The organism is Binatus sp. (SeqCode) (genome assembly GCF_036522015.1).
In the GTDB taxonomy this organism is placed as follows: Bacteria; Desulfobacterota; Binatia; order Binatales; family Binataceae; genus Binatus.
The window spans coordinates 1-11640 of the sequence record NZ_DATDGQ010000199.1 but is presented as its reverse complement, the minus strand read 5'-3'; the positions used below and the strand labels follow the sequence as shown (position 1 = coordinate 11640).

Below are 11640 nucleotides of genomic sequence, written 5' to 3'. Positions count from 1 at the left end.
GGCGCCGTCACGAACAAATATAAGAATCTGAATCGGTACAAGAACGTCTATACGCTGGCTGCCGGCGATGAGTCTTTTTACGAATTTCTAAACGACAACTCGAGCATGGAGGCCCGCCCCGTCGATTACGTGAACGACCCGAGCGTCATCGGACAGAATGATCTTGTAGTCTCGATCAGCGCGTTTCTCGAGGTCGGGCTTGACGGCGAGGTCAACTCCGAAGCGATCATGGGCAAGCAATACAGTGCCCCGGGCGGCCAGTTGGACTTCGTGCGCGGCGCTCAGCTATCCAAGGGCGGCAAATCGATTCTCGCCGCGTACTCGACCGCGGGCAATGGCACCATCTCGCGCATCGTGCCAAAGGTCGACGGACCCACCACCGATCCAAGAACTGACACCCAGTATGTCGTTACCGAATATGGGGTGGCTTGCCTTATCGGCAAATCGACCGCGCAAAGAGCGGAGGCACTGATTGCAATAGCTCATCCAAAATTTCGCGAAGAACTTCGTTTCGGCGCTCGGCAATTGGGTTATTTGTAAACTGATATTGGAGAAAGCGAGTATGAAAGAACTGAAAGTTCGCGATGTGATGACGGGCGATCCGACCACTCTCAAACGCAACGACAAACTCACGTTGGCTGACGACATCATGCGCCTGGGGCGGGTTCGCCATTTGCCTGTTCTCGATGATGATGGTCAGAGCCTCGCCGGTATTGTGACTCAGCGCGATCTCTTTCGCGACGCGCTCGCGCAGGCGCTCGGCTATGGCAGGCACGCTCAGCGGAAGATTCTCGACACGCTCGCGGTCAAAGATGTGATGGCCACCGATGTGGTCACGATCAAACCAGATGCTCCACTGGTCGAGGCCGCGAAACTCCTTACGGAGCGAAAGATCGGCTGTCTTCCTGTGGTCGAAAATGGACGCTTGGTCGGCATCTTGACCGAGGGAGACTTTGTCGCGCTCATCGCGCGCCGAGAGCAGTAAAGCGATGCTTACCAGACTTCGGCTTAGGCTTAGTGCATTGCTGCTGCTGATCATAGCGCTTGCATTTACCACCGGGCACGCTGCAGCTCAGTCGGGAAAACAGGATTACGAGACTTATTGCGCCGAGTGCCATGGTTCTGATGGTAAAGGGAACGGCCCATCACTGCAGACCATTCCGATGAATCCGCCACCATCGGATCTCACCCAACTCGCGAAGAAGAATGGCGGAAAGTTTCCCTTCGATGAGGTCGTGGATACGATCGACGGCCGCAAGAATATACCGTCGCATGAGCGCCTTCAGATGCCTTTTCTCGGGACCACACTTCAAAAGCCGGGTGAGGAGTTCACGCCCGAAAGCGATGCTGAGGTGAAGAAGAGAATCGAATCGATGGCGCGATATGTCGAGAGCCTCCAGCGGAAGTGACGCGGAGGCAGTTAGCTTCTTTTCTCCCATTCCGGCAACGGTCGGGGCTCTGGGAACCAGAGATTGCTTGCCGTGATGATGCCGACGAGGCGCCCGTGGTCAACCACGGGCAGCGCGCCAATCTCGTTTCCCTTGAGTAAGGCTACTGCATGTTCGAGCGTTGCCGAAGGTGAGACCGTGACAGGATCGGGCGTCATTGCCACCAAAACCAGAGTCGACTCTAAAAAGTCAGGGTAACGTCGCAGGTCGTACTCACTCACGATGCCGATCAGTTCGCCTTTCAGTACGACTGGTAGCCGCCGAAATCCCCCTGCCTTCATTTTGGCATCGGCGCGCGCCAGGGTATCGCCCGGCTCAATCGTAACTGGATTTTTCGTCATGCACTCCCGGATGAACATAAATTGCCTCCTGTGAAATCCGCTATGAGGGTCGTCTGATCTCCTCGCGTGGCTGGGTTCATCTCTGCACGATCTCGCTGGTTGCCTTGACGACGTTCAGGAAGGCTTTCAGCAGATCTGTCGTGGTGACGATGCCGACCAGCGTGCCGTCCGAGACAATCGGCAGTCCGCCGATCTTGTGCTTCAGCATCAGGAGGGCCGCGTCTTCTACCGTGTTGTACGGCGTGACGGTGATGAGCGGAGTGCGCATCGCTGCGGTCACTCGTGTCGATTCCAAGTAACCGGTGTATTCGCGCAAGTCGCGCTCGGTCACGATGCCGACGAGGCGCCCATCATCCATCACCGGCAAGCGCCTGAAGCGGCCGGCGTCCATGATGGTCTTCGCCTTCGACAGCGTGTCGTGTTGATCAATCGTAATCGGGTCCGAAGTCATCAGATTGACGATCTGCATCTGTTTGTCCTCCAAAAGCCTCAGTTGCTGAGTCTGCAAATCGCTTGCCATTAATTTTGTGACCTTCAGGAAGAAGGCCCCCATTGAAGGGTGCCATTTGGCTCCATCAACCTTTCTGAGTGGCGCGATCGGATACAGATCGCCGCTTGTCTGCCGTTCAATACGAAATTCCGAGAGGCGAATCTGGATCCCGAGCCATGGCACGGCATTGGCTATGAGGGTGAGACGTGACAACGAGGGAGCACTTTATGGAACAGAAATTCCGCAGAATCCTATGTCCGGTGGATTTCGACGATAACTCGATGAAGGCGCTCGATACTGCCGCCGACCTCGCACGCGACAGCAACGGCACTGTGTTTGTCTTGCACGTGGTACCGATGATCATCACGGCGACCGGATTGCCGGTCTATTCGGAGCTCTACAAGGGGCAGGAAGAGGCTGCTCGCACCAAGCTGCTCGAGATCGCGCACAAACAGCTGGGCGGGCTCAAGTACGAACTCCTGATCCATACAGGCGAGCCGGCGGGTACCATCTTAAATGCCGAAAAGAGAACGAAGGCCGATTTGGTCGTCATGGCCACGCATGGGCGCCGCGGCTTCAAGCGGTTTTTCCTTGGCAGCATCGCCGAAGTCGTCCTACGCGAATCCACTTGCCCCGTCCTGACCGTGCGTTGCACTCCGACCCAGAACGACATGGTCGCCACCTGGATGACGAAAAACCCGGTCACGGCGACTCCGCACGAGAAGCTCGCTTCTATCGCGGCAAACATGCACGCCGGAAACTTTCGATGCGTGCCGATCCTGGGTGATGTCGCTCCAGTCGGAATCGTCACCGACCGCGACATCCGCCAGCATACCGGTTACCTCGATCAAACCGAGGCGTACAAGGCGATGAGCGAGCCGCTGATAACCGTGACGCCCTGCACCCATATTTTGGAGGCTGCACGTCTGCTGCGTGAGCGGAAGATTGGAGCGCTGCCGGTGGTGGAGGAGGGCAAGCTCGTCGGCGTGATAACTACTGACGATGTGCTCGAGGCGCTGACGCAGGCCGAGCACCGCGAGTAGCTGGGAGCACTTCGTGGAGATCGGCGAAATGACGCAAGGACGCAGAACGCCGAAGCCGGACGACCTTCGAGCTGGCGGCGTCCCGCCGCTGGTCGAAGCGATGATGCGGCTGGGTTTCTATCCGGCTTCTCCGGGACACGTCGAACTCAAGCAGACGCACATATCATACGTGTTCCTCGCCGGCGACCACGTCTACAAGCTGAAGAAGCCAGTTCATTTCGAATTTTTGGATTGTTCCCAGCTCGCCCAGCGATTCCACTACTGCTGCGAGGAGGTACGTCTGAACGCGCGGCTATCACCGCGTGTCTACCTTGGCGTGTTCGCAATTCTTAAACGTGGAGACTCCTTCGTGCTCGGACCCGAGGTAACCGCGGAGCATTCCGATGCCGTCGAGTACACGGTCAAGATGCGACGCCTGCCCGAAGACCGAATGCTGGACAGGCTTATCGCCTCGGGTCATGCCGACAGCGCCACGATTCGTGCGATTGCGATACGCATCGCGAAGTTTCACGCGACCGCCCCATCGAGTCGTGGATGGACCTACGGATCAGCCTTGTCGATCTGGCGCGATATCATCGAGGACATCGCACAAAACAAGGATTTCGTCAGTCACACCCTTAGCAAAGACCAGTTCACTGCCATCGACGCTTTCTGCCGCGCGTTCGTCAATAGTCACTGGAGAGCGCTCAATGAGCGAGCATACGAAGGGCGTGTCCGCGAAGGCCACGGCGACTTGCGCGCCGAACATATCTGCTTTGATCGTAACGAAATTGATGTGATCGATTGCGTCGAGTTCAGCGAGCGGCTGCGCTACTGCGACGCTGCTTCCGAGATCGCATTTCTCGCCATGGATCTCGACCGACTTGGCGCGTCTCGGCTCGCCGACGAGCTGGTTGAAGTCTATGCCGAAGTAAGTGGTGATGAGGACCTCGGGGTATTCGTTCCTTTCTACAAGTGCTATCGCGCATGCGTGCGTGGCAAAGTCGAGAGTCTGAAAAGCCTCGAGCGCGAGGTGGGTGCCGCGGAAAGAGAACGCGCCCGTCAACTCGCAAGTAGCTACTTCGAGCTGGCGTCGCGCTACGCGTCATGTAGGTCGCCGGCTCTGATCGTGGTATGCGGACTTTCGGGTTCGGGCAAATCGACCGTCGCGCGTATTCTTCAGCATCGCAAGGGTTTCAAAGTGATCAACTCTGATCGCGTCCGTAAGCGCCTGGCAGCGGTCCCCGCACATGAGCACTCTTTTACCGACTATGGCGCGAACATATATTCCGACAGGTTTACGAAAATCACCTACGACACGATGCTGGCCGAAGCGGAGAGCCTCATTCGCAGCGGCTGTGGAGCAATTCTCGACGCTACCTTCAAGGCGTCTGCCGACCGTCAACTCGCGCTTGCTCTCGCGACCCGGCACCAGGTGCCTGTGCTCTTCGTCGAATGTGTTGTCAGTGAAGAAGAAGCGATACGCAGATTGGAACGTCGCGGATCGGCACAAAATGAAGTGTCAGACGCCACGCCGGAGGTGCACCGAAGGCAGCGCGCGGAGTTCCAGCCGATACACGAGATTCAGCCGCGAAACCACCTACGCCTCGATACCACAAGAGAGCGCGAACGTCTGGTCGCCGAAATCGAGGACGCACTCGAGCACTTGGTAGCGACTTAAGATACCGGGCAACCAATGAGTCCGTATCTTCCAGCAGGAGCGGTACTATGTGCCTCGGTGGTTTTCTTTACCCTGCCGTGGACGTTGCCGCACTCGTGGTACAGGGCGCTTTTCTATCCCGGCGGCAGACCTGCCGCATTCACCAGACGTCTCAACTCCGCACAGGCGTGGCTAACGGCGCGCGGTGTTTTTCCGGCACTGTTGGTTGCCCTGGAAACTAGAGGGCGCCGAAGTGGGCGAGCTTCCCTGGTCCAGCTGGTCGTGGCGCGCGTCGGCACCGAGCGCTACCTGGTGTCGATGCTGGGCGAGAACGCCGACTGGGTACGCAACGCACACGCCAGCGCGGGGTCCGCCGTGCTACGCCATGGAATAACGGAAGAGGTGAGGCTTGAGGATGTGCCGGTGTCGCAGCGCGCGCCAATCCTCAAAGCTTATCTGCAAGTGGCGCCAGGCGCCCGCCCGCACTTCGATGTCAGCCGTGACGCGCCGCTCGCGGAGTTCGAGAAGGTGGCTGCGCGCTATCCCGTGTTCCGCGTCGTCACGGAGTGATCTAGCGCATCGCCGTTCGACGATCCTGAATCGTGTTGAGGTACGCGATTATTTTCCCGATCACTTCACCGATCCCGTACTCGCCACGCTCCCCCGCGCCCATCTCATAGAGTTTCTCTCCCCACACCGGCATCTCGTGATTTCCGTGCGCTCGCGGCGTATCGCGACCGTCGATGAACTCGGCAATCTTATGCGCCGGCAGCGGCATTCCGTATTTATCGCCCAGCTTGCGCAGATTTGCCGGTGGCGTGACCAGGGTCTTAGCTACTGGCCCGTCTCCGAGCCCGTCTGTGCCATGGCATGACGCGCAATAGCGGACGAAATAACGATGCCCGTCAGCCACATCATCACCGGCCGATATCGCAGGTTGCGCGACAGCCAGCACGACGCCCAGCGAAAAAAGTAGTCCCATCACTTTTGGCTTCATAGATTCACCATTAATCGAAATGCTCAATGCGCAACAGGCGTCGCGCCGGGAGTGGGAGTCGCCGTTGACGTTGGCGACGGTTGCATCGCGGCCGCAGCCACTTCGGGATCGGGAATATATTCCGGCGGGTAGGTCAGCCGCCGCCAGCTCATGAGCATGAGCGTCAACGCTCTCGATTCCTCGGGCTTGAAATTGAAATCGGGCATGGTGGTGTTCGGCGAAACCGCGCTCGCCTTCGTCAGATGCTGCACGTTCCAGTTGAACATCGTATGCTCGCCGGTCAGGTGCGCGAAATTCAGCAATTCGGGATTCCGATCGCCCTCGTAGGTCAGTTCGGGTCCGGTGGCGCCGCCGCGCGCTTCGACGACGTGGCAGAGCAGGCACTTTTTCTTCTTGAAAAGCACCTTGGCGAGATTGATCTCGTCCATGCCTGGTGTGGCCGCATCGTGGCGATGGCAAAAGTTGCATCGCATCTGGATCATCTCGTTCATCGTCAGCCCGTTTTGCTCCGCGAGCGCGTTCGAGAGCATCGGATCTTCCCATCCGCGTCCGCCGTGAGGCGCTCCTACGACAGTCGTCGCCGCGCCGTCGCCGCCGTGACATGGCGTGCATCCGAATTTCGCGAACTCATGCTTCGTCATCCAGTCGTTCGTCGGATGCGGCTTCAACGGCTCCGTGATCGTTGCGGGAAGAACCGAAGACCATTCGTAGCCAAGATGGCAGGTGATGCAGCGGTCGGTCACGCCTATCTTGGGAATCCAGATCTGCTGAATACCCGGCCGGAAGTCGCGCGCTTCCTGTCCCTTGCCGTAATGACCAAGCAATTGTGGAAACTGCCGCTGATACGGTCCCCATTCAGTTCTGAACTCAAGCCAGAAGCAGACCGCGACCAGCGCCAGGAACAAGAGCGACATCGCGACCAGCCAGCCGAAGTCCTTCGTCTCGAACGATTCGTTCTTGTCGGCCATGTCAGTAGAGTCGCGGTGTCTCGGGGCGCGCCTGGCCGGGCCAGTAAATCCGCCAGTAGGGACCGCGCAAATAAACCCCGACCATGATCAAGATGATGATCGCGAGCGTCGCGACAGCGAACGTCGCGTTCTGCCGTTTGCGCTCGGGCGCAAGCCATCGACCTTCTGCGCGCTGCGGCGAGCGATCGAGCCACGGCCACAGCGTCAGCACTCCAAGCAGAAATCCCGGCAGCAGTATTCCGCCCAACAACGCGCCGCTGACAGTGAAATCGCCGAAACGAACGGTCGTTGACGCGACCAGCTCTTGAAGCCAGACGAAATACCACGGCGCTTTGGCGGGATTCGGCGTCACCGACGGATTCGCGAGACCCTCAAGCGGTGCGTTGAACAGGATCGCGGCCAACAGCGTGAGGTTGAACACGACCAGGAACACCAGCGCAATTCGCCGCGACATATTCGGCGACGAGAACACCTGGTCGGACTCTTCGAGTCCCGTCGAGCTCATCACCTGCACAGAAGTGCCCGGCGTAATTCCGAAGAGCGAGTAGCTCTTCGTCTTCGGCGTCGCCTTCGGCACCATCACGCGCGCGTTGCGCACGCGCTCGACCGCCGCCAGCCCGCCGTCCTTACGGACGCGCCACATGTGATAGGCGAACAGCACCCACACGAAGACCGGCAGGAAGAAAACGTGCAGCACGTAGAACCGCAGCAGCGTCTGCTGTCCAATCTCATGGCCGCCAAGCAGCAGGAATTGGATCGTCGGGCCGACGAATGGCGCCTGCTTCGCGATACTGGTCCCGACCGTGATTGCCCAGAACGCGAGCTGGTCCCACGGCAGCAAGTAGCCGGTGAACGACAGGAACAACGTCGCGAGAAAAAGTACGACGCCGACCACCCAGTTGATCGCTCGATCGCCGCGGTACGCGCCAGTGAAGAACACTCGCGCCATGTGGATATACACCACGGCGACCATTCCCTCCGCCGCCCATCGATGCTGATTTCTCAGGATGCGGCCGAAGCTGACGGCGTACTGCAAGTCCTTGATGCTGCCGTACGCGCGCTCGGTGGATGGCACGTAAAAGAACATCAGCATCACGCCAGTGACCGTCAGGATAAGCAGCAGCGACGCTGACGCGGTGCCGAGCCAGAACGAGTAGTTCCAGTCCATGCTGGCGCGCGCGACTTTTGCCGGGAACCAGTGGAGCCAGAAGTTCTTGACGATCGCTTCGGACGATTCGCGATCGCTTTCCGGCGACCACGCCCACGAAGTCTTGCGCCAGATCGCTTTGATCTTGCCGCCCATCGCTAGGCCTTGCCTTTGCCGCCGATGACCAACCTGAAGTTGCGCGCGACGTCGCTCGCGCTATCCACGTCCAGATACCCGTCGGGCGAAACCGTCGTCGCAAACCAATCGAGTGGACGCGGCGCGGGTCCTGAAATCACCGTGCCGTCGGGACGGAAGCGGCTGCCATGGCAGGGGCAGTCGAACTCGGTGTCGCGCCACTGCACGTTGCATCCGAGGTGGGTGCAGATCGCGGAGATCACGTGGAACGCATCTTTCTGACGGATCACATACAGCCGATGCGCTTCGTCGAGGGTGTAGCCGTCGGGGTAATCATCGGGCTTCTTGAGTTTGAAGCGGCTTGGCGGCTCGTATAGCACGTTAGGGAAAAAGGCCCGGCCGGCAGCGCCGATCTGCGCAAGAAACGCTGCCAACACTGATCCCTTGCCGATGTAGCGCAGAATCTTTCGCCGATCACGGTCCATCAGCCAGCCGTTTCCTCGAACTGAAAACGCTCCATCGTAATCGCCGAGGTTGGGCACCGCGTCGCGCACAGCCCGCATCGGATGCACTTCGCCTCGTCGTAGAGGAAGGCACTACGCATCTGCGCGTCCGCCATCACACCTGCAACCTGCTCTTGATCGGCAATCTCTCCCGCAAGCGTGAAATGCAGGCAATGCTCGGGGCAGATGTCCACGCATCGATTGCACAGGATGCATTTCGCGCCGTCGTAAATCGGATGGATATGGCAGTAGAGACATCGCTCGGCCTGCTCGCGCGCATCGTCGGCAGTGAACGTGGACTCGACCTCGGTGATTCCGGTGCGGCGCGAGAGCGGCACCAGCGGGATGTCGCGATGCTTCTGCTCGTATTTATCAACCATCTTGTAGGTGTCGGTCGGGAGCTCCTCGATCGTGACCTGCATCCGCGGCTGGCCGAGCGGCTTGCCGCGCAGATAAGCGTCGATACCGCGCGCCGCGACCTTGCCGTGCTGTGCGCATGTGATCAGCAGCGACGGCGGAAAGGCCGCATCGCCACCTGCGAATACTCCCGCGATGCCGGTTTCGAGCGTGATTGGATCGATCTTGAGGGTTCCCGCCGGCGTGATCGTGACTCCGTCTTCGGGCGTGACGAACGACAGGTCCGGCGCCTGCCCGATCGCGAGGATCACTGCGTCGGCGTCAACGACCCGTTTATCGTTCTCGTCGAACTGCGGACGAAAGCGCCCCGCTTCGTCGAAAACCTTGACGCATTTCACCAGTTCGATTCCGACTGCGTGACCGTCGCGGATGATGACTCGCTTCGGCCCCCAGCCGGGCATGAAGGTGACGCCTTCTTCGCGCGCGATGTCTAGCTCCTCGCGGCCCTGCGCGGATTTCATCGCTGGCATCTCGGCACCGGATTCGAGACTCGCGACCGTAACTTCGAGTGCGCCGTGCCGCGCCGCTTCGCGCGCCGCATCCAACGCCACACGCATCGATCCGGCCTCGACGCTCTTCTCTTCTTCTTCGGACATGACGAGGCCCGGCACCAAGGCTCGAACCGCGGTTCGCGCCGCATCGATCGCGACGAGTCCGCCGCCGATCACGACTACTTTGCCGCCGAGCGGAACGCGGTAGCCGCGATTGATGTTGAGCAGGTAGTCGATCGCTTTGATCACGCCGTCGGCATCGCTGCCTTCGATCGGCACTGCGCGCCCGCGCGACGCGCCAACGGCGAGAAAGATTGCTTCGTAGCCCTGCTCCTTCAGCTCGCGAACTCCGAAGCCCGCACGAAGCGGCGTCGAGTAGCGAAACTCGACGCCAAGCTCTTCGATCTCGCGGACCTGGCAATCGATCACGTCGCGCGGCAGCCGGTACGCGGGAATTCCGTATCGAAGCATCCCGCCCGCATGTTCCATCGCTTCGAAAACCGTCACGCTGTAGCCCATCAGCGCCAGATCGTTTGCGCACGCGAGCCCAGCCGGCCCCGCGCCGACGACCGCGACTTTGCGCTTCGACCCGCCGGCGTCCGGTCGCGCTCCGGGAAAGTCGATATGACCAGGAGTTGTGCTGCCGCCGCCCGACGGTCCCGCAATCATCTCGCGCACTCCCTTGGACGAGAGCGCTTCGGGACCGAATTGCTCGGTTAGAAACCGCTTGAGTGCGCGAATCGTCACGGGCGCGTCAATTTTGCCGCGGCGGCATGCGTCCTCGCATGGAGCACCGCAAGCGCGCCCGCATATCGAAGCGATCGGATTCGGCGAGCGCGCGACGCGGTACGCTTCCGCCAGGCGTCCTTCCGCGATCAGCTGAACATAGCGGCCCGCATCCGTCTTGACCGGGCACGCATCGAGGCACGGCACGTTCTTGCGGAACCACCACAAGTCGCGCGGCGTCGCGTCGATCGAATTTCCATCGGTCATCGCGCTACTTCTTGCAGAAGGTCCTGATGTACGCGACGAGGTCGTGCATCTCACCGTCCTCGAAGCCTGAGCTCCACGCCTGCATGTCTTTACTGAGACCGGCGGCCGCGCCGCCGTTCTTGATCACATTGAACATCGTATCGTCGGAAATCTTGCCCATCGCGGCACAGTCAGTGAAATTGCGCGGGCTGGTGGACAGTGTGGCCGCGGCGGGACCATCGCCCTTGCCGCCTGGGCCGTGGCACTTCACGCAAAACGTATCGTAGTTAGTCTTGGCGGCGGCCATGTCGGCTGCGCGCACCGGAGCAAACGCACATGCTACCATCGCGCACGCTCCCAAGGTTGAAATGACTCGATTCACAACGTCCTCCGTTTCACAGTTTGCTCGTCACGTCCGACTCAGCGGGCTTTGAGGTATTCCAAAATGGCCTGGGTATCTTCCTGGGGAAAGTTCCCGAGCGTCCGCATGTGCATGATGATCATGTCCCACTCGTAAGGCGCCTTCTCCGATCCCGGGCGCGCGTTATGACAGGTGTTGCAGTATATCGGCCAGAGCTTGGCGCCTTCGCGGAACAGACGCTTGTGCTCGGCCGGCGACATATTGTCCTGTCCCTGAGCCGACGCACGAGAGCCTGCCGATCCAATCACGAGGGTCGCAAGGGCGATTGCCGCGAATATTTTTTTCATGATCATTCCCCCCCTAAAATCCAATCGTGAACTGACTAAGGAAGGCGTGATCATTCGGGATTGCACCCGCAGGCGTCTCCGCGCCCGTTGGCGAGACGAATACTCCTCCTGCACGCGGCAACTCGATATCGAATTCGTTCTGCCAGACGATTGACGGCGCGATCCAGTAGTCGAGCGCTAGCGCCACTTCGCGCGAATGCGGCGCGTACGTTGCCGGTGACCCGTTGATGCCGAAATCGGGGACCAGTCCCACCTGCGTACCGCCCAGGCCGACACCGGTGGCGCCTTGGATGTCGGCGGTCGAAACGCCGCGCTGATTGACGCCCGAGTAGCGCACCAGC

At 59.9% G+C, this 11640-nt stretch carries 16 protein-coding genes; 6 read left to right on the top strand and 10 right to left on the bottom strand.

Translation table 11 applies throughout. The annotated features are described in order from the left end of the window. From VIW95_RS08650 to VIW95_RS08640, 3 genes are all read left to right on the top strand, one after another. The coding region (locus VIW95_RS08650) for an acetyl-CoA hydrolase/transferase C-terminal domain-containing protein (protein ID WP_331585425.1) at positions 1-540 on the top strand (540 nt) is incomplete at its 5' end. A 22-nt stretch (positions 541-562) separates the two neighbouring features. Further along, on the top strand, positions 563-985 hold the full coding sequence (locus VIW95_RS08645) for a CBS domain-containing protein (RefSeq protein WP_331585423.1): 423 nt from the start codon (positions 563-565) through the stop codon (positions 983-985). A 37-nt stretch (positions 986-1022) separates the two neighbouring features. Next, on the top strand, positions 1023-1409 hold the full coding sequence (locus tag VIW95_RS08640) for a cytochrome c (protein WP_331585421.1): 387 nt from the start codon (positions 1023-1025) through the stop codon (positions 1407-1409). 11 nt (positions 1410-1420) lie between these two features. Here VIW95_RS08640 and VIW95_RS08635 read toward each other — a convergent pair whose 3' ends face one another. Then, the gene (locus tag VIW95_RS08635) at positions 1421-1807 is read right to left on the bottom strand and encodes a CBS domain-containing protein (RefSeq protein WP_331585419.1); all 387 of its coding nucleotides are present in this window, start codon (positions 1805-1807) and stop codon (positions 1421-1423) included. A 58-nt stretch (positions 1808-1865) separates the two neighbouring features. Continuing rightward, positions 1866-2492, bottom strand: coding sequence for a CBS domain-containing protein (locus VIW95_RS08630; RefSeq protein ID WP_331585417.1), 627 nt, complete (start codon positions 2490-2492; stop codon positions 1866-1868). 14 nt (positions 2493-2506) lie between these two features. Here VIW95_RS08630 and VIW95_RS08625 point away from each other — a divergent pair, with 14 nt between their 5' ends. From VIW95_RS08625 to VIW95_RS08615, 3 genes are read left to right on the top strand one after another with little or no spacing between them, the layout of a single operon-like run. After that, positions 2507-3322 carry a universal stress protein gene (locus tag VIW95_RS08625; protein ID WP_331585415.1) on the top strand — a complete coding sequence of 272 codons (816 nt, stop codon included), beginning with the start codon at positions 2507-2509 and terminating at the stop codon, positions 3320-3322. A gap of 28 nt (positions 3323-3350) precedes the next feature. Further along, positions 3351-4982: an AAA family ATPase gene (locus VIW95_RS08620; RefSeq protein ID WP_331585413.1), complete on the top strand. Its 1632-nt coding sequence runs from the start codon at positions 3351-3353 to the stop codon at positions 4980-4982. A gap of 15 nt (positions 4983-4997) precedes the next feature. Then, positions 4998-5531, top strand: a complete 534-nt coding sequence (locus VIW95_RS08615; RefSeq protein WP_331585411.1) for a nitroreductase/quinone reductase family protein — start codon at positions 4998-5000, stop codon at positions 5529-5531. A gap of 1 nt (position 5532) precedes the next feature. On the opposite strand, the gene VIW95_RS08610 is transcribed toward VIW95_RS08615, so the two are convergent. The 8 genes from VIW95_RS08610 to VIW95_RS08575 form a co-directional block, all read right to left on the bottom strand. Continuing rightward, the gene (locus VIW95_RS08610; RefSeq protein WP_331585409.1) at positions 5533-5958 is read right to left on the bottom strand and encodes a c-type cytochrome; all 426 of its coding nucleotides are present in this window, start codon (positions 5956-5958) and stop codon (positions 5533-5535) included. A gap of 23 nt (positions 5959-5981) precedes the next feature. Then, complete coding sequence (locus VIW95_RS08605) at positions 5982-6926, bottom strand: hypothetical protein (RefSeq protein WP_331585407.1); 945 nt, start codon at positions 6924-6926, stop codon at positions 5982-5984. Between the two features lies 1 nt (position 6927). Beyond that, complete coding sequence (locus tag VIW95_RS08600) at positions 6928-8229, bottom strand: cytochrome b (protein WP_331585405.1); 1302 nt, start codon at positions 8227-8229, stop codon at positions 6928-6930. A 2-nt stretch (positions 8230-8231) separates the two neighbouring features. Further along, positions 8232-8693 carry a ubiquinol-cytochrome c reductase iron-sulfur subunit gene (locus tag VIW95_RS08595; protein ID WP_331585403.1) on the bottom strand — a complete coding sequence of 154 codons (462 nt, stop codon included), beginning with the start codon at positions 8691-8693 and terminating at the stop codon, positions 8232-8234. After that, on the bottom strand, positions 8693-10612 hold the full coding sequence (locus tag VIW95_RS08590) for an FAD-dependent oxidoreductase (RefSeq protein ID WP_331585401.1): 1920 nt from the start codon (positions 10610-10612) through the stop codon (positions 8693-8695). The genes VIW95_RS08595 and VIW95_RS08590 overlap by 1 nt, the downstream gene beginning before the upstream one ends. 4 nt (positions 10613-10616) lie before the next feature. Further along, positions 10617-10937, bottom strand: coding sequence for a cytochrome c (locus VIW95_RS08585; protein WP_331585399.1), 321 nt, complete (start codon positions 10935-10937; stop codon positions 10617-10619). A 74-nt stretch (positions 10938-11011) separates the two neighbouring features. Continuing rightward, complete coding sequence (locus VIW95_RS08580; RefSeq protein ID WP_331585397.1) at positions 11012-11299, bottom strand: hypothetical protein; 288 nt, start codon at positions 11297-11299, stop codon at positions 11012-11014. Between the two features lie 13 nt (positions 11300-11312). Further along, the coding region (locus tag VIW95_RS08575; protein WP_331585395.1) for a hypothetical protein at positions 11313-11640 on the bottom strand (328 nt) is incomplete at its 5' end.

Bases quoted from the DNA above. Each gene is read 5' to 3' on its own strand.
- VIW95_RS08645 (WP_331585423.1), top strand. From the start codon at position 563: ATGAAAGAACTGAAAGTTCGCGATGTGATGACGGGCGATCCGACCACT.
- VIW95_RS08635 (WP_331585419.1), bottom strand. From the start codon at position 1,807: ATGTTCATCCGGGAGTGCATGACGAAAAATCCAGTTACGATTGAGCCG.
- VIW95_RS08625 (WP_331585415.1), top strand. From the start codon at position 2,507: ATGGAACAGAAATTCCGCAGAATCCTATGTCCGGTGGATTTCGACGAT.
- VIW95_RS08620 (WP_331585413.1), top strand. From the start codon at position 3,351: ATGACGCAAGGACGCAGAACGCCGAAGCCGGACGACCTTCGAGCTGGC.
- VIW95_RS08615 (WP_331585411.1), top strand. From the start codon at position 4,998: ATGAGTCCGTATCTTCCAGCAGGAGCGGTACTATGTGCCTCGGTGGTT.
- VIW95_RS08610 (WP_331585409.1), bottom strand. From the start codon at position 5,958: ATGAAGCCAAAAGTGATGGGACTACTTTTTTCGCTGGGCGTCGTGCTG.
- VIW95_RS08605 (WP_331585407.1), bottom strand. From the start codon at position 6,926: ATGGCCGACAAGAACGAATCGTTCGAGACGAAGGACTTCGGCTGGCTG.
- VIW95_RS08600 (WP_331585405.1), bottom strand. From the start codon at position 8,229: ATGGGCGGCAAGATCAAAGCGATCTGGCGCAAGACTTCGTGGGCGTGG.
- VIW95_RS08595 (WP_331585403.1), bottom strand. From the start codon at position 8,693: ATGGACCGTGATCGGCGAAAGATTCTGCGCTACATCGGCAAGGGATCA.
- VIW95_RS08590 (WP_331585401.1), bottom strand. From the start codon at position 10,612: ATGACCGATGGAAATTCGATCGACGCGACGCCGCGCGACTTGTGGTGG.
- VIW95_RS08585 (WP_331585399.1), bottom strand. From the start codon at position 10,937: ATGGTAGCATGTGCGTTTGCTCCGGTGCGCGCAGCCGACATGGCCGCC.
- VIW95_RS08580 (WP_331585397.1), bottom strand. From the start codon at position 11,299: ATGAAAAAAATATTCGCGGCAATCGCCCTTGCGACCCTCGTGATTGGA.